The organism is Steroidobacter agaridevorans, assembly GCF_009932555.1.
Lineage (GTDB): Bacteria > Pseudomonadota > Gammaproteobacteria > Steroidobacterales > Steroidobacteraceae > Steroidobacter > Steroidobacter agaridevorans.
On record NZ_BLJO01000001.1, the window covers coordinates 1453258 to 1477179 of the forward strand.

Sequence of the window (23922 nt, forward strand, 5' to 3'; positions counted from 1 at the left end):
TGTTGGGAACGTTAGCCGCGCTGCCATCTGGATACGACACCAGCATGGTCGTATCGAACTGACGCAAGCTGGAGCCGCGATACTGATACTCGGCGCGGAGCGTGGCATCCATCGTCTCGCTCAGGTGAAATTTGTAGTCGCCGTAAACATTGCCCATCCATTCCGGAGTATCGAGCACAGACTGCCCGACCTGCGCAGACACACCCGGTGCAGATTCGGTGATCTCCGCGTCGGTATAGCTGGCCGTACCGCCGAGCGTGAACGCATCGGTAACAGCCGCTTCGATGGCCAGCTCGGCGCCCTTGATCTCAGCCGCGCCGACATTGCCGACGAACTGGAATCCGCAAGTCGGCAGGTTCACCTGCTGCTGAATCTTGCTCCAATCCGTGTAGTACACGGCCGCATTCACCGTCGCACGACGATCGAGAACCTGGTTCTTGCTGCCGACCTCGTACGTCCACAGCGTATCCGGCCGATAGCTGTCCGGCACGCGATCGATGCCGAGCCGCTCGAAGTCCGGTGCGCACAGCGGGCTATTCGTGTTGAAACGATTCGGCCCGCCCTGACGGAACCCCTTGCTCGCCGTCGTGTAGAGCAGATTGTCCGGCGTTGCCCGCCAGGTGAGCGACACCTTCGGCGTGACGCCGTCCTCGCTGCTCTTCTTGTCATCGACGGTGCTGGCGCCGCCGTTGAAGATGCCGTCGAACTCCGCGTTGACGGTCTGATCCTGATCGAAGTAGCGCAGGCCCACCGTCAAGTCCAGAGTCGAGAGAATCTCGAACGTGAGCTCGCCGAACGCGGCGAACTGTTTGCTATCCGTGCGCTGATCGCCAAAGTAAGTCACATCGGTGCCCAGGCCGAACGGCACACCCGCCCCCGCCGTGGTCACGACCTGCAGCAGCCGATCTTCCTGGTCGGCATAGTACAAACCGCCCACCCACTGCAGACGACCGCTGAACCCATCGCCCGACAGGCGCAACTCCTGCGTGAACGTCTTGGTGACCGTGTCAGAAGTGTTATACGAATCGTACGGGAAGAAGGGCGCCGCCAGGTTGCCGATGAACAGCGAGTAATCGCGGTCCCAATTCACGTCACGATCCACGTACGCACTGATCGAGGTAAGAGTCGCGCCACCGAAGTCATTGTTGATCGTGAGACTGTAGATGCCCACGTCGTCCTTGGTCGGCTGACCGAAGCGATACGACGCCTCATACTCCGGCAGGTTCGTGAAGAAACTATCCGTGCCGTCTTTCTCGCTCTTTTGAAGGAGCACCGCCGGCACCACCGTCAGCGTATCGGTAGGCGTGTACTTCGCCGACAGCCGCACCGACAGCAAGTCACGTTCGTTCGCATCGTCCTGATCGAACGTGCTCAGCGTCGAATAGCGAGTCGGCTGCAGCGCCGCCGGCGGCAGCGTCGTGCTGCGCGTCCAGACTTCGGTATCCCCGCCGGCGACGTTATCGATATAGCCACCAGTCTTGCGATAGGACACACCGCCTCGCAGCGCCAGCTTCTCTGCGACCAGCGGAATGTTGGCAACTCCCTCGGCCTCGTAAGAAAGATCGCCGCCGCGTGTCGAGGACAAACCAGCCGCAGTCGAGAACGAGGTCTCGTCGATCACCGCCTGACGGCTCACATATTTAATGGCGCCGCCCATCGCGCTGCCGCCGTAGAGCGTACCCTGCGGCCCCTTCAACACTTCGACGCGTTCGAAGTCGAAGAACGCCGGATCGATCGCACCCGCGAAGCTCGTAGAGATGGACACCAACGAGATGTCATCGAGATACACACCGACGGTCGGGCTCGATGCTTCGGTGCTGACGCCGCGAATCGCGTAGCGACTCTGTCCTGGCTCGGTGCCGGCGAAAGTAACGCCCGGCACACTGCGCAACAGGTCCTGGAACTGCGTGATGCCCTGCTGTTCCAACTGCGCACCCGAGACCGCAGTGACCGCCATCGGCACTTCCTGCAGTTTCTGCTCGCGCTTCTGCGCAGTGACGACGATTTCCTCCAGGCCGTCGCCGGCGGCGCCGTCTTGAGCCGAGGCGTGCAGCGGAATCGTGCTGGCAAGAACTGCCGCGCTCATCGCGGCAGCAAGATGAGTTCGAGTGTTCACTGGCGATGACCTCGGATGGATTTATCAGAATGCGACGGCGGCGCCGTCTGCCTTATAGATGCGTCCCTGCTTCATCACGAACCAAACCTGCTCGAGCAAACGAACGTCGCTCAGCGGATCGCCCTGCACGGCGACGATGTCTGCGAAGTGACCGGGCTGCAGCGTGCCGATGTCCTTGCTGCGATCGAGCAGATCGGCGGCGTTCTGTGTGGCGGCGCGAATCACATCGATGGGCGGCATTCCCGCTTCGGCCATGTAGCCGAACTCACGAGCGTTGCGACCGTGCGGATACACGCCGGAGTCCGTGCCGAACGCGATCGGCACACCGGCTTTCCAAGCGCGATTGAGCGCGGCAACCATGAGTGGGCCGATCTCCAGTGCCTTGGCCTGCACGGACGGCGGGAAGAAACCGGGCGTCTTCGCGGCCTCAGCAACAGACGCGCCGGCGATAACCGTGGGTACGAGATACACATGATTCTTCTTCATGAGCGCGTATGTCTTCGGCGTCAGATACGTTCCGTGCTCGACCGAAGAGACACCCGCCGCCACGGCGAGATACGCGCCTTCGTCACCATGCGCATGCGCCGCCACTTTCAAGCCATGGCTCTTCGCGGTCTCGACGATGGCTTGCAGCTCGGGGGAGGAGAACTGCGCTCCCGATCCATGATCGGCGACCGACATCACGCCGCCCGTCGCCGTGACCTTGATGACATCGGCGCCGCGCTTGATCGCGATGCGTGTGCCGCGAATGGCGCTGTCGACGCCGTCGACGACGCCATCGGCTTCCGTCGGATGAAACAACTCTTCGCGATATCCCGCGGATGGATCGCCGTGCCCGCCGGAGATGGACAACAGGTTCGTCGCGACGAGCATGCGAGGCCCCGGCACATCGCCTCGCTCGATGGCATTCTTCAACGCGACATCGACCAGATGTTGACCTCCCAGGTCGCGCACGGTCGTGAAGCCGGACATCAGCACGACCTTGGCGTTGCGCGCCGCCTTGTAGGCGACATCGCCGTCGGTATCGACGAACTTGTTCAGATAGGCGCCCTTGCCGAACTCCAGTGTCAGATGCGTGTGGCTATCGATGAATCCGGGCAAGCACGTGGCCTTGCGCAAATCGACGGTCTGCGCACCGGCCGGGGCGGCGATAAAACCGCTGTCGACTCGAATTACGCGTCCTTGCTCGATGACGATCGAGCGCTCCAACAGGGGCTGAGCCGAGACAGCCGGATCGATGAGCGTGCCGCAGTGGACGACGACGCTGGGGGCCGGTTCGGCCGCATGAGTGACGCTTCCGCCAATCAGCAACCCGACCAGCAGCGAGGAAAGACGAGTCGGTTGAACCATGGTTTGTATTCTCAGCTCTTCGCCTTCAGCGCCTCGACCGCGCTCATCGCGCACGCCGCGTCTTGATCGGGCTGCCCGCCCGACACGCCCACCGCGCCAGCAATCGCTTCGGCGCCGCGCGCGAACGGCACGCCACCCGGAATCGATGTGAGTTGCATCGTGATGAATGCATCGCGCGTTCCCGCATCGCCCTGAACGATGGGCGACAGCACCGCCGTCGGTGCTCGCGTGCGAACAGAGGTGCGAGCTTTGAGCAGCGCCGCGTCACTCGCCACGGGCATCGCACCGTCCTGCCGCTTCGACGCGATCAGCGCACCGCTCGCATCGACGACGACCACACTCAGCGGCGGCATCTTGTTAGCAGCGGCATACGCGAAGCAGCCAGAGATCGCGCGCTCAGCCGCGGCGAGCATCGAATCGGCAGCAGACGGCGCACTCTGGCCGAGCGCGGAGGGCCCGACGCACAACACGCAGGCTGCAAGTAACGAACGGATTTGTGACATCAGCGAGAGGCTCCGTTGGAAGCGGTAGTCGGCTCACGGCCCGGCACGGGCTCGGGCGATCGTGGCAGCTCAGGTGCAGTCGTCGGCACATGAGGCGCCGATTGAGGAGTGTTCTGCGCAGCCTCGTAAGCACGCCATGCCGAATCGACGACCGCCGCACGAATCTGCTGAGCTTGAGCGGGCGTGATCAAACCGGCGAACGATCCCATGCCTTTGGCGGCGCGCACGCCCTTCAACACGATGTCTTCGAATTCCTGGTGAGTCTGCGCACTCATCCAGCGCAGATCGGGAATGGCGCCCGGACCTTCGTTCGCATGGCAGCGCGCGCAGTTGCGCTTCAGCAGGTCGTTGCCGGTTTGGATATCCGCCGCCGAGCCGAAGCGCTCGACAGCCGGGCGCGGCACGGTAGAAACATGCTCTTTCTCCGCCGGCTTCGGCACCGGGCCGCCATCGAGCTTGAATGCAACGATGCGCCCGGCATTGCCATATCTTTCCGCAGCCGTGCCGACAGGATGAACGCCGCCCAGCGCGCCACCGAAGCCCGCCATCACAGCGACGTACTGAATGCCGTCGAGCTCATACGTCATCGGCGCAGCCATGATGCTGGTGCCGATATCGATCGCCGCGAGCGGATGACCGTCGGTCGCGCGATAGACGTGCAGCGCACCGGTCGATTGGCCCTGGAACACGAGATTGCCCGACGTGGTCATCACGCCGCCGCCATTCCACAGCGCATTCATCTGGCCAGCCCACTGACCGGATGTTTCGACTTCCCAAACGACTTTGTTTGCAACCGGATCCCACGCACGCAGGAAGCCGCGAATGGTCGTGTCGGGCTGGCCTTTGCCCAGTTCGGACAACGGCGGGAGATGTTTCGCGGCCGGCGATTCCAACCCCCAGTTGCCGGCGTGTGCGGCGGGGAACGCATACAGCGCGCCCGTGTTGGGACCGCCCTTCGCATACACATACGGAGCGTCGGGCATCCAGAACACCGCGCTTGCTTCCAGCGTCGGGATGTAAACCAGGCCCGTGTCCGGATTGAACGCCATCGGATGCCAGTTGTGACCGCCCGCGGGCGAAGGAAACACCAGCTTCGGGCCGTTGCTGTAATCGCCCTGCCCCGTTTCCATCGCGCGACCCGTCTTCTCGTCGACGCCCGACGCCCACGTCACAGGCACATAAGGCTTGGCCGAGAGCAGCTCACCGGTCGCGCGATCGAGCACATAGAAGAAGCCGTTCTTCGGCGCCTGCATCAGCACCTGGCGGGTCCGGTCGCCGATGCGCAGATCGGCGAGGATCTTCTTTTGAGTAGCGGTGTAATCCCACTGATCGCCCGGCGTCGTCTGGTAATGCCACGCCAGCCGGCCGGTCTTCGGATGGATCGCGAGAATCGACGAGACGTAGAGATTGTCGCCGCCGTTCGGACTGCGCAGCTTGCGCGGATACAAAGCCGAGTTGCCGACGCCGACGTACAGCAGATCGAGCTTGGCGTCATAGGCCATGCCGTCCCAAACAGTGCCGCCGAGGCCCACGTCCCAGCGCGACTTTGGATCCCACGTCTTCGCAGCGACTTCGAGCTCAGGGTGCTCGAAGGGGCCTTGCGCACTGCCGGGCACGGTGAAGAAGCGCCACGCCAGTTCGCCGGAGCTGATTCGATACGCGCTGATGTAGCCGCGTGCATCCAACTCGCCGCCCGAGTTGCCTATGACGACAACATCGCCTGCAATGTAGGGCGAGCCGGTGACGGTATAGCCGCGCTCGTGATCGACGATCGTATCGACCTGCCACAGCTGCTTGCCGTCTTTGGCATCGAGCGCCGACAGCCGGCCATCGATGGATGCCGTGAACACACGGCCTTCGGCGAACGCCAGGCCGCGGCTGACGATGCCACAACACACTTTGCTGGTAATGGAGTTGTCGACTTTGGGATCGAACACCCAGCGACGCCGACCGGTGCGTGCATCGACAGCGTGCACGAATCCCCAGGGAGCACTGGCGTACATCACGCCGTCGACGACGACTGGCGTCGCTTCCTGCCCGTGCGTGGTCTCGAGGTCGTAGCTCCACCCGAAGCCTAGCCGGCCGGCATTGGCTTCATCGACCTGCTGAAGCGGCGAATGATAGGTCTGGGCGTCGTCGTGGCCACCGGTCAGCCAGCCGACATCGGCCGCTTGCGGAGCCGCGGCTTCGTGCTTGGAACAGCCAGAAGCCAGCAGGCCCAACACAGCCACGGCGGACAAGGCACGCCACGCATTGCTCACGAGCGACTCTCCCGAACGATCCCCAATGAGGCTGTTTTACGCGATGTCGGCGCCGCCGGCTTACGCGATCCTCACTAAGTCGTTCGAGATCGTCACTATCGGTAGTCCGGCAAAAGTCGCGCCTTTTGCCGGACGTATCGAAAGGGCCTCGGCCGCTTTCGATCAGAAGATCAGGGGAGTATTCGGGCTTCGCTGGGGGAATGGCCGAAGTAGCGGTGGAAGGCCGAGCTGAACGCGCCCGTCGAGGAATAGCCGACGGAGAGCGCAACTTCGGAAACGCTCAGGCTGGATTCGCGCAGCAGGCGCCGCGCCTGGTCCATTCGCAGACCGCTGGCGAAGTCGAAGATGGACACGCCGAACAGATTGCGAAACCCGGTGCAGAGCTTGTTGCGATTGAGTCCGAACTCGCGGGCCAGATCCTCGATGCGCGCGCCCTCCATGAAGCTTGCTTCCAGACGCTCGCGAACCTGTTGCAGCTGGCGCTTGTCACGCTCGGTCAGCCGGACCGATGAGGCTCGCGCTTCGGCCGGCGACACCAGGTGCTCCAGCACGGCATGGATGAACTCGAGCGCCTTGGCCTCGAGAAACAACTTGCGCATCGGACCGGTGCGGCGGCAGCCGAGGATTTCCCGGGCCAGCCGGATCTCATCCGGCGTCGGCACGGCGGTCGCCAGGCGCGGCGTGTGAGCGTATCGGCTGATGACGTCTTCCAGGACCACGGGAACGCCGGTGTTGCCGGTGTCGAGATACTCGAGGAAGCGCTGCCGCTTCATGGCGACGGTGATCGACACTTCCTCGTGGTTGGCGAAGATGTGGTCGGTCTTCGGCAGATCGCGCTCATGGAGCAGCACCGCGGTGGCGGTGTCATCGAGCGCCAGCATGTCGTAGCCATCGAAGGTCAGCGAGCGCCGGCCGGCCAGGCGGACATGGAATTTGATCATGTCCTCGCCGTGGATCAGGCTGTCGTAGCGCTCGCGCAGGCGGTAGTTGTCGATGGAAAGCCACAGCCGGCTGCCGAAGTCGATCACCTCCGGCAATCCCGAGCCCGGCATGGCCAGGGCTGGCGGCACGAACATCGAAGGCACGGACAGCGGCGGCTCGGTCATAGGCGACCGAGTCTATGACATTACTCTTCGACCGTCACATCCGGCCGCGGCGGCGGCTGGAAGCCGGAGCGCCTGGCGACGCGTAGCTGGAACACGTACGTCAGCACTTGAGCGACGGCCTGATACACGGTTGCGGGAATCTCCCCGCCGATATCGACGTTTCGATACAACACACGGGCCAGCGGCGGCGCTTCGAAGATCGGCACATTGTGTTCGGTCGCGACCTCGCGGATGCGCGCGGCGACCAGGTCGACGCCCTTGGCGACGACGATCGGGGCGCGCATGCGCTTCTCGTCGTAACGCAAGGCCACGGCGAAGTGCGTCGGGTTGGTGACGATCACGTCGGCCTTCGGCACGTCCTGCATCATGCGCTGGCGGGCGAACTGCTGTTGCAACTGGCGAATGCGGCCCTTCACTTCCGGCGAGCCTTCCGATTCCTTGTGCTCTTCGCGGATTTCCTGACGGCTCATCTTCAATTGCTTGGCGTACGTGTACAGCTGATAAGGCACGTCGATGCCGGCGATGATCAGCAGGCCCGCGGTGATGGCGATCAACGCCTTGCCGCTCAGCGTGATGGTGTGAGCAATGGCTTGATGGAGCGGTTCCTGGCCGAGATTGAGCAGCGTGGTCACGTCGTTCCAGAGCACGATCACGGCGATCAGGCCGACGATGCCGAACTTGGCCAGCGCCTTGATCAGCTCGACCACGGCGCGCATGGAGAAGATGCGCTTCACACCTTCCAGGGGATTCAGCCGGTTGAACTGCGGCATGAGCGCTTCGGTACTGAACGACCAGCCGCCGAGCGCAAGCGGAGCAAGGATCGCAGCGAGACAGATGATACCGAGCACGGGCGCGCACATCTTCAAACCGTCGAGCGCCGCGCTCGTCAGCATTGGAATCATCTGCGTGGAATCCAGCGACTGCTCGCGAGTCAGCGTCAGACTCCTTTCCATGAACGAGGACATCTTCCCGGCGATTTGATCGCCCATCATGTACAGCGCCGCCGCGGCCGACATCGTCACCGCCGCCGCACTCAGGTCCCTGGATCTGGGGATTTGACCTTTGCGCCTCGCTTCCTCGAGGCGCTTGGGAGTTGCACTTTCGGTTTTTTCCTGTGCGTCATCGCCCTCTGCCATGGCCCACTCCTACGGCGAGATCTGAAACAGCGTACGGATGAGTCCGAACGCCGCTTCGAGCGATTGGTTGAAGGCGGCCAGCACCGAAGGCAGGCCGATGTACATGATCACCAGGCCGGAGATCAGCGTGATCGGAAAACCGACCGCGAACAGATTCAGCGTGGGCGCCGCGCGGCTCATCACACCGAACGCAAGATTCACAACGAGCAGTGCGGCCATGCCTGGCAGCGCGACGATCAACGCGCCCGCGAAGAGCTGAGTGCCCCACTGCGCGACGCGCCAGATCATCTCGCTGTCGAGACCGCTCATGCCGACCGGCAGGGTTGTAAAACCCTGCACCAGGATCTCGATGAGCACGAGATGGCCGTTGATCGCCAGAAACAGCAGCGTCACCAGGATCATGTACATCTGGCCGAGCACCGGCGTGCTCACGCCGCGCAGCGGGTCGACGTTGAAGGCGAAGCCGAGACCCATCGTATTGGCCAGCAATTGGCCGCCCATCGCGAGCGCATCGAAGATGAGTTGCAACACGAACGCGCTCGCGAAGCCGATCAGCAGTTGATGCACGGTCACGACGACGGCGGCGAACGAAAACACTTCGACGTTCGGCGCTGGAATCAGCGGCGCGACGATGAACGTGATCGCGCCCGCCAGAAACAAACGCACCCGCGGCGGCACGAAGCCGGCGCCGAAGATGGGCGCCATCATGAAACAGGCGCCGATGCGCAGGAATGGCCACAGGTACTGCGCCAGCCAGGCTTCGAGCTGTCCTGTGGTGAGATTGATCATCGACCGGTCTGTCAGCCGATCAGCCCGGGGATGCTCTCGAACAGCTCGCGCGTGTAGCCGACGATGAGCTTCAACATCCAGGGACCGGCGATCACCAGCGTCGCCGCCATGCCGATGAGCTTCGGGATGAACGACAAAGTCATTTCGTTGATCTGCGTCGCCGCCTGGAACACGCCGACCAGCAAGCCGATCGCCAGCGCGGCGATCAGCAGCGGCGCCGCCAGCAGCATCGTGATCTCCAGCGCGTGGCGGCCGATGGTCATGATGGTTTCGGGCGTCATGTATAGAAGCTCGCTGCCAGCGTGCCCATGATCAGGCCCCAGCCATCGACCAGCACGAACAGCATCAGTTTGAAGGGCAAGGAAATCAGCACCGGCGACAACATCATCATGCCCATGGACATCAGCACGCTGGCCACGACCAGGTCGATGATCACGAACGGAATGAAGATCAGAAAGCCGATCTGGAACGCCGACTTCAGCTCGCTGGTTGCGAACGCCGGCACCAGGATCCGCAACGGCACATCTTCGGGCTTATCGAAGCCCTGGCCGCCGGAGATGCGCACGAACGTCGCGATATCGCTTTCGCGCGTCTGATCGAGCATGAACCGCTTGAGCGGCTCCACGCCGGTGTTCATGGCGGTGGTCGCGTCGATCTTGCCTTCCATGTACGGCTGCACGGCCTGGGTATTCACCTGATCGACGACCGGGCCCATGACGAACAACGTCAGGAACAGCGACAAGCCGATCAACACCTGATTCGGCGGCGCCTGGCCGGCGCCCAGCGCCTGACGCAGGATGGCCAGCACGATCACGATGCGTGTGAAGGCCGTCATCATCAGCACGATGCCCGGCAACAGCGTGATTGCCGTCATCAGGATCAGGATCTGCAGCGTCAACGAATACTGCTGACCGCCGCCCGGCGCCGTGGAAACGGTGACTGCCGGAATGCCCTGAGCAAAAGAAACAAACGGCGCGAGCAACAACAGAGCCGCCAGCGCATACCGCGCGAGCCCCCGGCCGCGCAGCTTGTCGAAAGCGCGCATCACAGTCCGAGGCTCCGCTTCAGGATCGATTTGAAATCGGTGGGATGTTGTGGCGTCGAGCCATCGGCAGGCGCGACTGGATTGCTTGGAGTTTGAGGTGTCACAGGCTCATCGAGAACGTGCAGCGTGCTGACGCGGCCAGGCGCCACGCCGATCAACAACTGCTGTTTGCCAACCTGCACGAGTACGACGCGCTCTTTCGTACCGACAGCGATCTCTGTAACCACATGCAGAGCGCCATTGCCAAACTTGCCGAAGCCGCGCAGACGACGCGTGACCCAAGCGGCCGCGAACACGATGCCGAGCACGAGCAACAACGACAGCGTCACCTGAGTCAGGCTGCCCGCGCCGACGGCGGCGGGCGCCTGGGACGCTTCGGGGGCCGCGAATTTCTCGGCGGCGAATACCATCGGTGCGGCTAAACACAGAACGCCGATCGCGGCCGTGACGGCCAGACCTCGAAGCGCCACGCCACGAATGACGGACAACATCAAGGTGCGCGGCATGAGAACTTTGCCCTGACTCACTTCGACATCAACTCACTTCAGCTTGCGGATGCGCTCGGACGGCGAGATCACGTCGGTGAGACGGATGCCGAACTTCTCGTTCACGACCACGACTTCGCCGTGCGCCACCAGCGTGCCGTTGACGAACACGTCGAGCGGCTCACCAGCCGCTCGATCCAGCTCCACCACCGAGCCCTGATTGAGCTGCAGCAGGTTGCGGATCGGGATGCGCGTGCGGCCGACTTCCATGGACAGCGTGACCGGCACGTCGAGGATGACGTCCAGATTCACATCGCTCGGCGATCCGCTCGGCAGGCCGACATCGGGTTGTGGCTGGGCAGCCGCGCGCTGGCGCTGTTCCTGCTCCAGCAGTTCGGCAAACTGGGCGGCCTGGGCCGCCTCCATTGCTTCTCTACTCATGCTCATGGGTTCAAACCTTCGCGTTCAAAATGTCCAGCATTCGTGGACGCACACGGGAGATACGATCTTCGATCTGCACGGCCTGCTGGCCGTTGGAAACACCGAACTTGCCGCGGAAGATGGGCACGTCCTCGGCCATGACCGTGGCGCGGCCGTTGAAGTCGCACGGCAGGATGTCGCCGGCTTTCATATCCATCAGCTGACGCATGGTGAGCTTGGAGCGGCCCAACAACGTCGTCAGCTCGACTTCGGCGTCCTCGATCTCTTCCTTCAGCGCACTGACCCAGCGCTCGTCGTGCTCGACACGGTCGCTCGCCACGCCGGCGTCCAGCAACTCGCGCAGCGGCTCGATCATCGCGTACGGCATGGTGATGTGAATATCGCCGCCACCGCCGTCCAGTTCCACGTGGAAGCTGGTGATCACGACGATCTCGGTCGGGCTCACGATGTTCGCGAAGTGCGGGTTGATTTCGGAATTGACGTATTCGATATCCAGGGGTTGCACGTGCGACCAGGCTTCTTTGAGATCGGCGAACACGTGTTTGAGCAGCATGTGGATGATCCGCTGCTCGGTGGCGGTGAATTCGCGGCCTTCGATCTTCGCGTAGCGGCCGTTGCCGCCGAAGAAATTGTCCACCGTGGTGAACACCAGCTTCGGATCGATCACGATCAGGCCGGTGCCCCGCAGCGGCACGATCTTCACCAGGTTCAGATTGGTCGGCACGTGCAGCGTATGCACGTACTCGCTGAACTTCAGCATCTTCACCGGCGCCACCGCGACTTCCGGCGTCCGGCGCAGCAGGTTGAACAGGCTGATGCGGAACAGGCGCGCGAACCGCTCGTTGATCATTTCGAGCGTGGGCATGCGCCCACGCACGATGCGAACCTGATTCGAGAAATCGTAGTTGCGCGCCTCGCCGGGCGCGACGGGCGCTTCGGTCTTGACGGCGCCGCTGTCTACGCCATGTAGCAGGGCATCGATTTCATCTTGATTTAGAATGTCACTGCCGGACATGTCTCAATCTCTGTGGTTACTGCATCACGAAGCTGGTGAAGTACAGCTGCTCGACGCTCTCGGCCTTGCCGCCTTCGGCCGCGATCACGTCCGCCACCGCCTTGAGCGCCTGGGTGCGCAGCTGTTCCTTGCCCTCGCGCGAACTCAACGTCTCGAACGTCTGGCCGCCGAGCAGCATCAGCAGGTCATTGCGCAGCTTCGGATCGTGTTCCTTGATCAGATCGGCGGTCATCTGGTCGCGGGTCATCACTTCGATGCTGACCTGCAGGAAGCGCATCATTCCCTTGTTCTGGAAATTCACCACGAACGGCGGATCGAACTTGCTGTAGATCGCGGGCGTCTTCACGGCCGGCGCAGCCTCCGCGGCCGCATGCTCTTCGCCACTCTTCTTCGCGGTCATGAAATAAACACCGCCGCCCGCTGCTCCCGCAGCGAGGATCGAACACAACACAATCACCAGCATTTTGGACTTGCCGGGCGCCGGAGCAGGCGCTTCGGCAGCAGGAGCATCGGACATCGCGCATTCCTCGAAGACTTCGTCGCTGCCGAATAAGAGCAAGCGACGTGCCACGCCTCGGAAGCAGCATGCAAGTGATTAATTCAGAAGAGAAATACGCGAAAAACACAGTGTGAACTGCGACACACCGCAAACTCGCGACGGAATCTTGGCGCGGGCAACTGTGACGTGCTGCTCAAGAGCACGCCGGCTCGCATCCGGCAGGTGTCAAATGCTGGACGCAGCCATCGTTGTAGTTGTTATCAACCTTCGACCGGTTTGCGCGGTGTCTGCAGCGTCAGCTGATAGAACGCCAGATCCAGCCAGCCGCCGAACTTGTAGCCCGACTCGCGAATCGTGCCCGCATGCACGAAGCCGAGCTTCTCGTGCAGGGCGATGCTGGCCGCATTGGTCGCGTCGATGCCGCCCACCATCACATGCAAATCCTGCGCACGGGCCGCCTCGATCAGACGTTCCATGAGCACCAAACCGAGACCCTTGCCCCGGTGATCCCGATGCACGTACACCGAATGCTCGACGGTGTACTTGTACGCCGGACGCTCGCGAAAGACGCCGTACGTGGCGAATCCCATCAGCGCGCCGCTCTCCTCCTCTACGCCGATCACCGGGTAGTGCTTCGCTTCCTTGGCCTTGAACCAGGCCACCATGCTTTCCGGTGTGCGCTCCGCATACTCATACACCGAAGTGGATGTGCGGATCTGCTCGTTCAGGATGTCCAGAATCGCCGCACCATGCGCCGCCAGCGTGCACGTCACGAACTTCATCGCCGGATCTCCTCAGGCCGCACCGCTAGCCGTCATCTCGTAACCCAGCCATGCAACCAGCAAGCCAACGACGATGCTCAGGACCACGTTGGCGATCGCTACGCCCGGCTCGCCCCGCTTGAACAGCAACAACGTCTCCAGGCCGAACGCCGAGAACGTCGTGAACCCGCCGAGCAAGCCGGTGAACAGCAGCAGCCGCGCCTCCGGCGTGAAGAAATCCTGCTTCACGGCCATGCCCGCCAGCAGCCCGGCAATCAGGCAGCCAATGACGTTGACGGCGAACGTGCCGGTGGGAAAGCGCCAGTTCGGCGTCGCATGCAACACCCAGCCGGACAGCTTGAAACGAGCCACCGAACCGACGGCTCCGCCCAAAGCCACTAACAGCACTGCTTTCACGACCGGACCTCGCGCACAACCTGAACCGGCATTGTGACAGCATTGTGCCCGGACATCGACGCAGCCCCGAGGGGCTGCGAAGTCACTCCGGGCCTTGTATAGTCCGGCGCAAGCGGCGCTCCATTAGCAAACAAGCCGCGCTTTCTCTCAGCGGAATTCAAACATGATCGAGAACACGGCGGTTCTTCGCAGGATCTTGGGTGCGTTCGCGATATTGCTGCTGCTGGCCGGATGCGGCGGCGGTGGCGGCGGTGGAGGTGGCGATGGCAGCAGCAACGGCCGCCATTCGATTTCGCTGTCGACCGGCTCCCTCTCGTTCTCGGGCGTGCAGTACACCACCATCCCCGCGCAAACCGTCACCGCCACTTTCAAGGGCGACGGCGTGGCGGTCGGCACGCTGCCGGGGCAAGTCCCGGTGTCCTGGCTCCAGGTATTGAGCACCGGCACGAGCGGCAATCAGGCCACCTTCTCGGTTCAGGTCACTCCCGGCGGACTGCCTGTCGGCACGCATACATCCACACTGCGCTTTCTGAGCGGCGCGGCGGACGGCTCGAGCGTCGTTCATCGCGACCTGACCGTCACTCTGAACCTGCGCGAGGGATTCAAAGCCACGGCTGCCGCGGACATGCGATTCACTGCCACGGAAGCCGGTCCCTATACCCCCGCAGACGGAGTGAACATCCAGATCACCGGCGAGAACGTGGCCTGGAGCATCGAGGATCCGCCGGCATGGCTGCAGTTCTCCGCGACCAGCGGCAATGCCCGGGGAAGCATCAATGTCCGGCCGAACATGACCGGCCTCGCTGCCGGCTACTACCAGCAAATCTTTCGTATCAGAGACAGCGTCTCCGGCGGATCGTGGGGAATGTTTGCATCCGTGCAGGTCAACGAACCGCAGCTCACTCTCAGCAGCACTCAGTTCGATATCCTGCTCAACGCGCAGACGCCGCTGTCGGCCCTGCAGTACAACCTCGCCGTCTCGGACACGGCATTGGGTCAGAACATTCCCAAAGCCATTTCCTGGGGCGCGAGCAGCAACTCCCCGCTGCTCACCGTCACGCCGACCACAGGCTCCACCGCGGGCGCCCCGACCACACTGACCGTCGACCTGGATCGCGATCAGCTCAATGCGCTGCGCTCGGGCGCTTACCTTCCGACGGCGACCATCAACACCTACACCTATCTGCGCTTCAACTTGGATGTGCGCCTGCCTCGCGCCAACACCATCGATCCGTACTTCGTGACCGCCGGAACACCCGCGACAGTGACTCTGCTGGGCGAGAATCTCATCCAGGAAGATCTCGCGCTGTTACGAATGAACGGTCAGCCGCTGTCGGCACTGGGTGCGTCCGCGACGCTGACGAACGAACGGGAAATCTCTCTGACTCTGCCGGCGCTGGCTGCCAACGACTACGAGGTGAGCTTCCATAACGAGCTGGGCCTGTCGCGCTCCGCCGCGGCGCTCAAGGTCGTCGTCGCGCAACCGACTCCCGGCGCCGGCGATATCGTGACCACGGGCAATCGAGTGAAGTTGCTGTTCGATCCGACGCGCACTCGCTTGTACGGCGTCGATGTGCTGCACGATGAGATCGAACGTTATCAATGGAACGGCACGCAATGGGTGACGCTGAGCAGCGTCTCGATACCGCGGTTGGCGGACGCAGCCCTGCTGCGTGACGGCCGTCATCTGGTCGCGTCGACGACCGCATTGCTCTGGAAAGTCGACCTCGACAGCGGCGTGGCCACCACGATCGGCGAGACTGCCGATCCAAGCTGCATCAATACGCAAGCGCAATCGATGGCGGCGCCGGCGGCCGGCTCCATCTTTGCCGTCACCAGGCTCAGCTGCAGCGATGGCACCGACCTCCAGGAACTGGATCTGCTGTCCAATGTCATGAACAGGCCGTTCACGCCCGGGCCCGCGTACGTCGAATGGTATTTCCCCACGCCGACGCTGGCGTCGAGCGGTGACGGTCGCGTACTTGCGATCGGCAGCACCCGCACATCGGGCGGCCACTACGGACTGTTCGACGTGATCGACCGCACGTTCATCGATCGCGGCGACTGGTTCCGATACCGCTATTACTACTACTATCGCCTCGCGCTGGACCGCACCGGCACGAGGGTGCTGATCAATAACTACACAGTGCGCGATCGAACCGGCGCCGATATCGGTCAGCTGCCGGCCAATGAGGCCGCGACGCTGTCCGCCGATGGCACACGCGCTTACGCTTATATCCATGGCGCGGGCGGCACCGGCCACGTGGCGACATTCGACATCACGACGCCGGTCGGTGCGCTCAACGTGTTTCCGCAAGTCGGGGCCGATATTGCCGTGCCCAGCGACATGGGCGCCCCCGACACCACCTCGCTCAACTTTCCCACCGGCTACGACAGCTTCGGCATGACATTGTCGCCGGACGAGCAACTGCTGTTCATCGGCGGCTCGGCTCGTATCGTCGCCATCGACCTGCCGTGAGGAACAGAGCGGAAATTGCTCACTGACGTTCTCGTGTAACCCTCGGCGCGCCGCTCGCGTCCAACTCGCCAGGTGTCTCATCTGGTCGAGGGCGCGATGTTTCAGCAATTCGGGCGGGCCGCGGCTGGGGCACTTCTCTTCGTTTGCGGATGGCTGAGCACCACGAGCTGCGCCGCCGGCGAAAATGGGGACATCACCACTGCGGTCGGCGAAGCGGCCATTGCGCAATCCATGAAAGCCGCGCTGCAGGGAAACGCCAGGCTCGCGGCCTCGTCGCTGCAATCGGTAGCGAGAAGTAACTTCGCCGGCAAGGATGTTGTATATCGACGCTGCATGCTGCAGCGATTCGGCTCCGACGCCACGCCGCCGGCGCGACCCGAGGCAGGCGATGCTTTCCTCAGTAATGTACTGGGGCTGTATCAAACCTACTGGTGGCACGCATTGATGTTCCCTGCCGCGCGCGATCAATATGGCCGCGAACTCCAACGCGGCCTCAGCGCTCTGCTGGGCGAGTCGGATGCGATCATCGACTGGGACGCGCTGGATGAGCGAGTCGCCCGCGAGCTGCGTGCACGAGGCTACTACTCGCAGCTGGGAAACACTCCGCCGCTGCGAGAACTGATGGTCTGGCGCACTCAGGATTCCTCCGTGCGCGAAGTCCGGCTGCCCGAGCGTACTTATCCGGTGCAACTCGAGGTGCTGAATGACTTCGTCTCGCGCGGCTGGAGCTCGTATGCACGCTGCGAGCGTCGCTCGAATGGCGGCTGGGCCACCGATGAGCGCGTGTATGCCGTCGGCCCCGCATTTCCGCAGGGTCTGGATAGCGAAGCGTTCCGTGCCAGCTTGCTCGGGCACGAAACTCAGCACTTCGCCGATCTGCAGCAGTTCCCCAACCTGACATCCTGGGAATTGGAATATCGCGCGAAGCTCACCGAGCTGTGGATGTCGAGGGACTCGCTGCGATTTCTGCTCGGCAAGTTCAACCGGGATCAAGGCGACGACGAACAAGTGCCGCACCTGTTCGCGAACAAGCGAGTGATACGCGATCTGCAGGCGTATCTGTCCGCGAACGGTTCGACGCCCGCACAGGACGATCTGTCGGATGTGCCTGCAGACAAGCTTCGAGCAGCCGCCGTCGAAGTGTTGGCGCGCGACACTCGCACGAGAGAGCACGCGGCGAGCATGGCCGGGACCAGCCCGGCCATGCCCGGCAAGTGAGAGCTACGGGCTCGTCGCCGAGCTGACGTATTCGAACGCCCACTGCTGGTTGAAACTGATGTTGTCGTACCAGAACTGCATGACGGCGCCGTCGCCCGTCTGACCGCCGGTGTCCACGGCCTTGCCGTTGGCACGATTGACGATCTTGTAGTGGGAGTCGACCGCCACCAGCGTCCACTGCTGATTGAAGTTGGGACTGTCCGTCCATTGCCCGACCGCCGAGCCGTCGGCTGTGCGACCGACGCTGTCCAGATATTTCCCGCCCGTCACTGCTCGCAACTTCGAATAGCCACCGGAGGTCGTGAGTATCCAACGCTGGTTCGGGCTGTTGCTGGATGCCCACTGCGCGACGTTGGCGCCATCGGCCGTCGCGCCGAGATTGTCCAGATACTTGCCGGTTGCCCGATTGCGAATCCGATACGTGCCATTGGCGAGCGCTCCGCCTTGCGGCGGCAGGTTTACGCCCGCGGCGACTGGCCAGCCGTTGCTGAAGCTCATCGTGGTGATTCTGAGCTTCGCCGCGCCGTTGTCGTTGCCGTCGTAGAAGTGATAAGTGAGCTTGCCTTCGCCGACGCCCACGTGACCCGGCCCGATGTATCTGCCGTCGCGATTGGGCAGGAAGATGCTGCCGCCGCCGTTCAACACGCTCGCGCCGGTCTTGTCGAGATACGGGCCGGTGATGCTGGTCGAGCGGCCGACGACCGTGTAGTACGTGCTGTTCACCCCGTTACAACACAGGCCGCGCTGGAAGAACAGATAGTAATAACTGCCGTTCTTGTGCAGATAGGGCGCTTCCACCTGGCCGGGCACGAGATCCCAGCGATTGGAATTGAGCGCCTTGCCGTTCGACGCATTCAGCTGGAGCAGGTCGATGCCGGTCTGCCAGTTGCCCCACGTCAGCCAATGATTGCTGCCATCGACCAGCGGCGCCGGATCGATGGCGTTGTTGCCGGCGACGACCAATCCTTGATCGGTCCACGGACCGGCCAGGTTGGTCGCCGTCGCCAGTCCGATCGCCGCTGCCGCGCCCTGTCCCGCGCAGGAATAGTAAAGACGATACTGACCGTTGACGTTGATGACATCCGGCGCCCAGAAGAAGCCGTTGAATCCCGACACGTAATTGTTGATCCAGCTGGGCCACGTGCCCACTGGAAAAACCGGGTTCTCGACGCGCCAATCGGTGAAGTTGGCATTGCTCGAGGACATCGCCCAGACGCCGTCGCCGGTCGTGAATATCCAATAGCGCCCGTCGACGTTGCGGATCATGCGCGAGGGGTCGTGGCTCGGCGCGACCTGCGCATGGGCCAGTTGGTTGAACAGCAGTAGCGAGCCGAGCAGGAACAGGATGACCGCCAGAAGGCGGGGTAAAGGTATCCGGCCGTGCAGTTCCGTCATTGGAATCTCCCGTTGGATGAGTGACTGATCCGTGTCGGCCGACGGGATTTATATTGTCTGACAATTTAAACCGGCGCAAGACCCTGGTAAAACCGGGTCGAAATACCGATCAGCGGCGGGCCCACGCGAGGGCATCTTCGAGCCGGTCGTTCCCCCAGAACAGCTCGTCTCCCACAACGAACGACGGCGCGCCAAAAATGCCCCGCTCCATCGCCTCCGCCGTCTGAGCCTTGAGCTTGTCCTTGGCCGTCGGCGTCTGCGACGTCGCCAGAATCGTTGCGGCGTCCTGACCGAGCGCGGTCAAGCATTGCTCCACGATGGCAGCACTGGAAATGTCTGCGTCCTCCGCAAAGTTCGCGCGATAGATCGCACGCACGAAACCCGGCACCCACGCTTGCTCTGAATGAGCACACACGACTCGCGCCGGGAGCAAACCATTGCGCGGAAACACGGATGGTTTGCGCAAGGGAATATCCTGACGCTCGCACAGGCGCTCCATATCGCGCCACATGTACCGTCCCTTTGCTTGATAAATATTGAAGGGCGAATCGTTCCAGCCCTGCTGCTGAAAGATCGGGCCCAACAGAAAAGGCCGCCACACCACTTGTACGGCTCGACTGGCCGCAAGCGCTTCGATACGCATCGCCGCCGGGTAGGAATACGTGCTGGCAAACTCGAACCAGAACTCGATCTTCATGCAGGCTTCCTCTTTGCGCGGACATCCATGCTAACCGACGGGGGCCTGCTCAGCACTAGCAGAAACAGCGCCAGTACCCAGTGAAACGCTACCGGAATGCCTCCAGCATCGATCGCGTTGTCGGCGCCTCGCAGGAGCTGGAGCAGCAGTCGCAGTACCATCGCCACGAAGTAGACGATGGCGAACCTGCGCACCCACGGCATCCCATGGCGACGTTCCGTCTGCATCTCGCGCATCACCAAGGCCGACATGAGCATCAAGATCGCGATCTGCACTGGCACCAAAATCGGATAAGGAATCAGCCCTGAATACCAGTCGCTCATCGGCGGCAACCAGGACGGGGCGGCGAGCAGCACTTCCAGTTGCCCCACGACGCGCAGCAGGAACAGGACGGTGCAAGTCCACAGCACTGCCAGTCGCGCCCGATTCGCGTCCAATACGTGCTCGATGTTCATGGCATCCTCGCGAGCTCGTCGCGGTAGTGCCGGTACCAATCGCTTTGAAAGAGCTCCTGTGGATCGAAGCTTCTTTTCGCGGCCAGGAATCGATCGAACATGGGATAACAGGTCCGCAGCTGGCCGAGCGAGGCATGACGATGATAGGTGAGAAAGTAGCTGCCGCCGTGGTCGATGGCGATGTCGATCAACCGGCGAAATGCTTCCGCTGAAGTAGTCAAGCCGCGAGCGTCATGGTCCACGTGCAGGTTGAAAATGACGCACGCGAAGCGCTCGCGAGCCCAGGCCATGAACGTTTCGGTATCGGGCTCGATCAGTCGCACCGTGCCGTAAATGAAGTCGACCCGGTGCCTGAGGAAATCCTTACGCACATCCTGCATGAAGGCGGCCAGCTGCTCGCGAGGCACATACAGCTCCGTGATCATTTCCGATCCGGCAACCTGCGGCTGCAACGCGTCGTCGAGCTTGCCGTGGTAGTCGTCCAGATACACGCTCAACTGATGCGTGTCGCTCCAGTAAATCTGTCCGGAAGATTGCAGATAAAAGTCCGCGAATTCGTTGAACGCCTGCAGCTTGTTGCGATGAGCGAGATACAGCAGGCGGCGCCAATCCGCCGGTGACAAGCGAATCTGACCTGACGGAATCGGGGTATCGGGATCCACCGGGCGATAGCAGGAGAAGACTCCGTGAGACAGGAACCCACGATCCTCCGGCGCACTCGAGAACTGGAAGTCGCCGTAGAGATAACCCGCATCGATTCGCTCCTGGAAGCGTTCGATGATTTGCTCCACGCGCGCGAGCTCGACAACGCGCTCCACTTTCTGCCGCGGCGCCAAGCGCAGCTTCACTGAGGTCACGACGCCGAACAGTCCATAGCCACCGACAACCAGACGAAACAGATCGTAGTTGTGCGCACGGCTGCACTCGACGACTGAGCCGTCTGCCCGCACCACTTCGACAGATTCGATGTCGTTGACGAAGGGCGCATAGGCAAGCCCTCGTCCGTGAATATTCGCAGCGACAGCGCCGCCCAACGTCAGCCGATCCGCGCCCGTTTGTTTCTGCCGGATGCCCCACGCGCTCGCCCCACCACGCTGCGCAATCACGTAGTGTCGTATCAAGTCCGGCCAAGTGATCCCGGCCTGCGCATGAATGATCCCTCGCTCGCGATCGAAGCCGAGTACCTTGTCCATTGAGCGCATGTCGAGCAGCCACGCGTCGGTGGCAAACTGCTGGCCGCCCATCGCGTGACACGATCCGGCGACACTCAGGCTTTGGCCACGCTGCTCGGCATGTCGTACAGCTCTGACCACATCCTCAACGGCCCGCGGCGCGATTCGGCCGAGTACGCTCGTCGAATTGAGATGGGAGTGCTTGTCGTTGCAGACCTCGCGATGTTCTTCCCTCGACTCGAACGTTGCCAGCGCGCTCATGTTGTTCCTTCAGGCTGCCATGGGGTCGGGCGAGCGTGCCGCCCCCTGCCCGGAATTCGCAACCGGCCTTGCAGAAGTTGCGAAATCCAATACTCTGGGCCTCATCCGACCGAACTGGGATCCCATCCGATGAGCGAGTGCGCGCAGATCGTCGCCGTGTTGAAACGCAGCCTGAAGGCGCGGGGCACGACCTATCGAGACCTGGCCGCAACGGTCGGCCTGAGCGAAGCCTCGATCAAGCGCATCTTCGCCGAGGAGACCTTCTCGCTCGCGCGGCTGGAGCAGATCTGCACGGCGTTGGGATTGAGCATCGTGGAAGTCGCCAGAATGGCGGCTCAACAAACCACTCCCGGAGGCCAACAGCTCACGACCGAGCAGGAAGAAACGCTGGCCACCGATTCACACCTGCTCGCCTGCTTTCATCTGCTGCTCAATGGACACGAGCCGCCGGCGATTGCGAGCGAGCTGGACTTGCCGGAACGGGAGCTGCGGCGTCTGCTGGTCAAGCTCGATGCAGCGAAGCTGATCGAGCTGCAGCCGAAGCTGAAAGTACGCCTGCGCACCTCGAATGTGATCTCCTGGCGCAGTAACGGGCCGGTGCGACGGCTCTATGAGCAACAGGTGAAAACGGAATTCCTGCAGGCCGATTTCACCGGCCGTCACGAGTCGATCAGCTTTGCTTCGGCCGAGTTGTCCGACGCGTCGGCAAAGATCCTGACGCGCAAGGCCGAGATGCTGGCGCGAGATTTCGCCGAGCTTGCCGCACTCGACGCCGGGCTGCCCGATAAGGACAAGCGCAGTATGGGGTTACTGCTGGCCTTGCGACCGTGGGTGTTTTCTATGTACGACGGGCTGCGAAAGAAAGGATGAAGCTAGGCGTACGCGTCGAGCAGTCCGAGCCTGACCTGAGCGGCCGACACCGCAGCCGCACCGTCTTCGCCGCCGAAGCTGGACGAAGATGAGGAAGACTGCGGCGTGGGATTCTGCTGCTGACGCGGCGGTTCGCGAGAGACGTTGGCATCGGCCAGCGACAAGCCTTGAGACGCGAACATTTCACGCAAGCGCGGCAAAGCGTTTTCGATGGCATTGCGGGTATCGACGTGCGCAGCCCCGAACTGCACCGACGCTTGATCGCCATTCACGGTGATGCGCACTTCCAGCGGGCCGAGATGTTCGGGCGACAAACGCAACGACGCCGTGTGCTTGCCCTGCTCCACCATCATGGTCATGCGCGAGCCGATCTCGTCGGCCCACTGCGCATTGCCGACAGGAACATTCACCGGACGAGCGTGCGCCGACTCGGCCTGGCGCAACGGCGACACGTTGTCGTTCTCCGGCAATTGCGGAATCTCGAACTTGCCCTGCGCCGAAGCCTGTTCCGGTTGAATCAAATCGCTGAGCAACTGCGCTTCCGGAGCGACCGCATCTTTGCCCTTGCCCACACTCGCTGCGACCACACCAAGCAGCGTCGCTGCCTGCGCATTGCCCTCAGCCTTTACTTCCGCCGGCATCACAGGCAACGACATCGGCATCATGCCGAGCATGTCGGTGGACTCGGCATCGCCGTCCAACTCTTCGGTGTCTTCGGCCGCGGCCAGCACCGGACCCGTTTGCATGGCCGTCGATGCCGGCGTCGGCGCAACGGCGCCCGCGAGCTGACCCAGCATCGACATGAAATCCACCGAGACGCTGGACGGCGCGGTCGACGCAGACGTCGCCGGAGCAGCGGCGCCGGACGTGGAAGTGCTGGCGACTGACATGGGAGTACCTGCGGAGGGAACACTGGGCGTCATGATCAGGGTCTGGGAGTCTTTCGCTGGGCGCGCTCATCGCTTTCGCGCTGCTCGCGTCGTTCGGTCACATGGCGCTCTTCGGCCTGCCAGCGCTCGACCACGTGGCCCAGCGCCTTGGAACGTTTCAAAGCTTCCTGCCACTTTACGCGCTCGGCTTCGTGTTCGGCGCGGGCGCGGTTCACAAGCGCCTCCTGCTGCTTGATGGCCTCAGCCAATCTTGCGAGAAAGGCTTGATAGTCCCGCATTTCCATCACGCCGATGCCGCCCGCGGCGCGCTGCTGGAAGCCCTGTTCGTACTCGGCCTTGTAGCGCACCAGCTCTTCGAGCTTCTTCTCGCCGTCCAACAGCCGCTTTTCGAACGCCGCCACGCTCATCGCGAGACGCTTTTGCGCCTCGTCGACGATGTGCTGAACGGGCTCGAGTCGTTTCGCTCGCTTCATCTAAGGGGCCTGCTGACTCTCATTTAATGGGCTGCGACGAGCTATTGCGGTTCAGGGCTAGGCGCGACGACCGCCGTGTACTCTCCGT

Annotated in this window: 23 protein-coding genes and 1 pseudogene; 3 read left to right on the forward strand and 21 right to left on the reverse strand. The window is 62.6% G+C overall.

Features of this window, described 5'->3' with window-relative positions; genetic code table 11:
* The 15 genes and pseudogenes from GYH35_RS06140 to crcB form a co-directional block, all read right to left on the reverse strand.
* Positions 1 to 2116: TonB-dependent receptor (locus tag GYH35_RS06140; RefSeq protein ID WP_161827897.1), on the reverse strand; the 2116-nt coding region annotated here is incomplete at its 3' end.
* Positions 2117 to 2140: 24 nt separating this feature from the next.
* Complete coding sequence (locus tag GYH35_RS06145) at positions 2141 to 3466, reverse strand: metal-dependent hydrolase family protein (protein ID WP_161814795.1); 1326 nt, start codon at positions 3464 to 3466, stop codon at positions 2141 to 2143.
* Between the two features lie 11 nt (positions 3467 to 3477).
* Positions 3478 to 3969 (reverse strand): GlcG/HbpS family heme-binding protein, encoded by a 492-nt coding sequence (locus GYH35_RS06150; RefSeq protein WP_161827898.1) that lies wholly within the window; start codon positions 3967 to 3969, stop codon positions 3478 to 3480.
* Complete coding sequence (locus GYH35_RS06155; RefSeq protein WP_202624102.1) at positions 3969 to 6230, reverse strand: PQQ-dependent dehydrogenase, methanol/ethanol family; 2262 nt, start codon at positions 6228 to 6230, stop codon at positions 3969 to 3971. The genes GYH35_RS06150 and GYH35_RS06155 overlap by 1 nt, the downstream gene beginning before the upstream one ends.
* 170 nt (positions 6231 to 6400) lie before the next feature.
* Positions 6401 to 7336 carry a helix-turn-helix transcriptional regulator gene (locus GYH35_RS06160; RefSeq protein WP_161827899.1) on the reverse strand — a complete coding sequence of 312 codons (936 nt, stop codon included), beginning with the start codon at positions 7334 to 7336 and terminating at the stop codon, positions 6401 to 6403.
* Between the two features lie 20 nt (positions 7337 to 7356).
* Positions 7357 to 8472, reverse strand: a complete 1116-nt coding sequence (gene flhB / locus GYH35_RS06165) for a flagellar biosynthesis protein FlhB (protein ID WP_161814798.1) — start codon at positions 8470 to 8472, stop codon at positions 7357 to 7359.
* Positions 8473 to 8481: 9 nt separating this feature from the next.
* Positions 8482 to 9261 carry a flagellar biosynthetic protein FliR gene (gene fliR, locus GYH35_RS06170; protein ID WP_161814799.1) on the reverse strand — a complete coding sequence of 260 codons (780 nt, stop codon included), beginning with the start codon at positions 9259 to 9261 and terminating at the stop codon, positions 8482 to 8484.
* A gap of 11 nt (positions 9262 to 9272) precedes the next feature.
* Positions 9273 to 9542 carry a flagellar biosynthesis protein FliQ gene (fliQ, locus tag GYH35_RS06175; protein WP_129644853.1) on the reverse strand — a complete coding sequence of 90 codons (270 nt, stop codon included), beginning with the start codon at positions 9540 to 9542 and terminating at the stop codon, positions 9273 to 9275.
* Positions 9539 to 10306 (reverse strand): flagellar type III secretion system pore protein FliP, encoded by a 768-nt coding sequence (fliP, locus tag GYH35_RS06180; RefSeq protein ID WP_161827900.1) that lies wholly within the window; start codon positions 10304 to 10306, stop codon positions 9539 to 9541. Before fliP ends, fliQ begins: the two co-directional genes overlap by 4 nt.
* The gene (fliO, locus tag GYH35_RS06185; protein WP_202624103.1) at positions 10306 to 10833 is read right to left on the reverse strand and encodes a flagellar biosynthetic protein FliO; all 528 of its coding nucleotides are present in this window, start codon (positions 10831 to 10833) and stop codon (positions 10306 to 10308) included. The genes fliP and fliO overlap by 1 nt, the downstream gene beginning before the upstream one ends.
* A gap of 12 nt (positions 10834 to 10845) precedes the next feature.
* Positions 10846 to 11100 (reverse strand): annotated as a pseudogene (fliN, locus tag GYH35_RS35365) (flagellar motor switch protein FliN); the annotation flags it as partial.
* A gap of 142 nt (positions 11101 to 11242) precedes the next feature.
* Positions 11243 to 12247, reverse strand: coding sequence for a flagellar motor switch protein FliM (gene fliM / locus GYH35_RS06195; RefSeq protein ID WP_161814802.1), 1005 nt, complete (start codon positions 12245 to 12247; stop codon positions 11243 to 11245).
* 16 nt (positions 12248 to 12263) lie between these two features.
* Positions 12264 to 12764, reverse strand: a complete 501-nt coding sequence (locus GYH35_RS06200) for a flagellar basal body-associated FliL family protein (protein WP_161827901.1) — start codon at positions 12762 to 12764, stop codon at positions 12264 to 12266.
* 242 nt (positions 12765 to 13006) lie between these two features.
* Positions 13007 to 13528, reverse strand: coding sequence for a GNAT family N-acetyltransferase (locus GYH35_RS06205; RefSeq protein WP_161827902.1), 522 nt, complete (start codon positions 13526 to 13528; stop codon positions 13007 to 13009).
* 12 nt (positions 13529 to 13540) lie between these two features.
* Positions 13541 to 13924: a fluoride efflux transporter CrcB gene (gene crcB / locus GYH35_RS06210; RefSeq protein ID WP_161814805.1), complete on the reverse strand. Its 384-nt coding sequence runs from the start codon at positions 13922 to 13924 to the stop codon at positions 13541 to 13543.
* Positions 13925 to 14087: 163 nt separating this feature from the next.
* Here crcB and GYH35_RS06215 point away from each other — a divergent pair, with 163 nt between their 5' ends.
* Together GYH35_RS06215 and GYH35_RS06220 are read left to right on the forward strand one after the other, a co-directional pair.
* Positions 14088 to 16403, forward strand: coding sequence for an SMP-30/gluconolactonase/LRE family protein (locus GYH35_RS06215; protein ID WP_161827903.1), 2316 nt, complete (start codon positions 14088 to 14090; stop codon positions 16401 to 16403).
* A 96-nt stretch (positions 16404 to 16499) separates the two neighbouring features.
* On the forward strand, positions 16500 to 17621 hold the full coding sequence (locus GYH35_RS06220; RefSeq protein WP_161827904.1) for a hypothetical protein: 1122 nt from the start codon (positions 16500 to 16502) through the stop codon (positions 17619 to 17621).
* 3 nt (positions 17622 to 17624) lie between these two features.
* Here GYH35_RS06220 and GYH35_RS06225 read toward each other — a convergent pair whose 3' ends face one another.
* From GYH35_RS06225 to GYH35_RS06240, 4 genes are all read right to left on the reverse strand, one after another.
* Positions 17625 to 19016 carry a family 43 glycosylhydrolase gene (locus GYH35_RS06225; RefSeq protein ID WP_161827905.1) on the reverse strand — a complete coding sequence of 464 codons (1392 nt, stop codon included), beginning with the start codon at positions 19014 to 19016 and terminating at the stop codon, positions 17625 to 17627.
* A gap of 109 nt (positions 19017 to 19125) precedes the next feature.
* The gene (locus GYH35_RS06230; protein ID WP_161827906.1) at positions 19126 to 19713 is read right to left on the reverse strand and encodes a 2-hydroxychromene-2-carboxylate isomerase; all 588 of its coding nucleotides are present in this window, start codon (positions 19711 to 19713) and stop codon (positions 19126 to 19128) included.
* On the reverse strand, positions 19710 to 20168 hold the full coding sequence (locus GYH35_RS06235) for a hypothetical protein (RefSeq protein WP_161814810.1): 459 nt from the start codon (positions 20166 to 20168) through the stop codon (positions 19710 to 19712). Before GYH35_RS06235 ends, GYH35_RS06230 begins: the two co-directional genes overlap by 4 nt.
* On the reverse strand, positions 20165 to 21601 hold the full coding sequence (locus GYH35_RS06240) for an FAD-binding oxidoreductase (RefSeq protein ID WP_161827907.1): 1437 nt from the start codon (positions 21599 to 21601) through the stop codon (positions 20165 to 20167). The genes GYH35_RS06235 and GYH35_RS06240 overlap by 4 nt, the downstream gene beginning before the upstream one ends.
* A gap of 129 nt (positions 21602 to 21730) precedes the next feature.
* Here GYH35_RS06240 and GYH35_RS06245 point away from each other — a divergent pair, with 129 nt between their 5' ends.
* Positions 21731 to 22471, forward strand: a complete 741-nt coding sequence (locus GYH35_RS06245) for a helix-turn-helix domain-containing protein (RefSeq protein WP_161827908.1) — start codon at positions 21731 to 21733, stop codon at positions 22469 to 22471.
* 2 nt (positions 22472 to 22473) lie between these two features.
* On the opposite strand, the gene GYH35_RS06250 is transcribed toward GYH35_RS06245, so the two are convergent.
* The gene (locus tag GYH35_RS06250) at positions 22474 to 23361 is read right to left on the reverse strand and encodes a flagellar hook-length control protein FliK (RefSeq protein ID WP_161827909.1); all 888 of its coding nucleotides are present in this window, start codon (positions 23359 to 23361) and stop codon (positions 22474 to 22476) included.
* A 35-nt stretch (positions 23362 to 23396) separates the two neighbouring features.
* The gene (fliJ, locus tag GYH35_RS06255) at positions 23397 to 23834 is read right to left on the reverse strand and encodes a flagellar export protein FliJ (RefSeq protein WP_161814814.1); all 438 of its coding nucleotides are present in this window, start codon (positions 23832 to 23834) and stop codon (positions 23397 to 23399) included.
* Between the last annotated feature and the right edge of the window lie 88 nt (positions 23835 to 23922).

Excerpts from the sequence above, each read along its gene's own strand:
- GYH35_RS06150 (WP_161827898.1), bottom strand. The coding sequence starts at position 3,969 with ATGTCACAAATCCGTTCGTTACTTGCAGCCTGCGTGTTGTGCGTCGGG.
- GYH35_RS06215 (WP_161827903.1), top strand. The coding sequence starts at position 14,088 with ATGATCGAGAACACGGCGGTTCTTCGCAGGATCTTGGGTGCGTTCGCG.
- fliR (WP_161814799.1), bottom strand. The coding sequence starts at position 9,261 with ATGATCAATCTCACCACAGGACAGCTCGAAGCCTGGCTGGCGCAGTAC.
- fliM (WP_161814802.1), bottom strand. The coding sequence starts at position 12,247 with ATGTCCGGCAGTGACATTCTAAATCAAGATGAAATCGATGCCCTGCTA.
- fliJ (WP_161814814.1), bottom strand. The coding sequence starts at position 23,834 with ATGAAGCGAGCGAAACGACTCGAGCCCGTTCAGCACATCGTCGACGAG.
- GYH35_RS06160 (WP_161827899.1), bottom strand. The coding sequence starts at position 7,336 with ATGACCGAGCCGCCGCTGTCCGTGCCTTCGATGTTCGTGCCGCCAGCC.
- GYH35_RS06240 (WP_161827907.1), bottom strand. The coding sequence starts at position 21,601 with ATGAGCGCGCTGGCAACGTTCGAGTCGAGGGAAGAACATCGCGAGGTC.
- fliQ (WP_129644853.1), bottom strand. The coding sequence starts at position 9,542 with ATGACGCCCGAAACCATCATGACCATCGGCCGCCACGCGCTGGAGATC.
- GYH35_RS06200 (WP_161827901.1), bottom strand. The coding sequence starts at position 12,764 with ATGTCCGATGCTCCTGCTGCCGAAGCGCCTGCTCCGGCGCCCGGCAAG.
- flhB (WP_161814798.1), bottom strand. The coding sequence starts at position 8,472 with ATGGCAGAGGGCGATGACGCACAGGAAAAAACCGAAAGTGCAACTCCC.
- GYH35_RS06250 (WP_161827909.1), bottom strand. The coding sequence starts at position 23,361 with ATGTCAGTCGCCAGCACTTCCACGTCCGGCGCCGCTGCTCCGGCGACG.
- GYH35_RS06145 (WP_161814795.1), bottom strand. The coding sequence starts at position 3,466 with ATGGTTCAACCGACTCGTCTTTCCTCGCTGCTGGTCGGGTTGCTGATT.
- GYH35_RS06235 (WP_161814810.1), bottom strand. The coding sequence starts at position 20,168 with ATGAACATCGAGCACGTATTGGACGCGAATCGGGCGCGACTGGCAGTG.
- GYH35_RS06230 (WP_161827906.1), bottom strand. The coding sequence starts at position 19,713 with ATGAAGATCGAGTTCTGGTTCGAGTTTGCCAGCACGTATTCCTACCCG.
- fliP (WP_161827900.1), bottom strand. The coding sequence starts at position 10,306 with ATGCGCGCTTTCGACAAGCTGCGCGGCCGGGGGCTCGCGCGGTATGCG.
- GYH35_RS06220 (WP_161827904.1), top strand. The coding sequence starts at position 16,500 with ATGTTTCAGCAATTCGGGCGGGCCGCGGCTGGGGCACTTCTCTTCGTT.
- GYH35_RS06245 (WP_161827908.1), top strand. The coding sequence starts at position 21,731 with ATGAGCGAGTGCGCGCAGATCGTCGCCGTGTTGAAACGCAGCCTGAAG.
- GYH35_RS06205 (WP_161827902.1), bottom strand. The coding sequence starts at position 13,528 with ATGAAGTTCGTGACGTGCACGCTGGCGGCGCATGGTGCGGCGATTCTG.
- GYH35_RS06225 (WP_161827905.1), bottom strand. The coding sequence starts at position 19,016 with ATGACGGAACTGCACGGCCGGATACCTTTACCCCGCCTTCTGGCGGTC.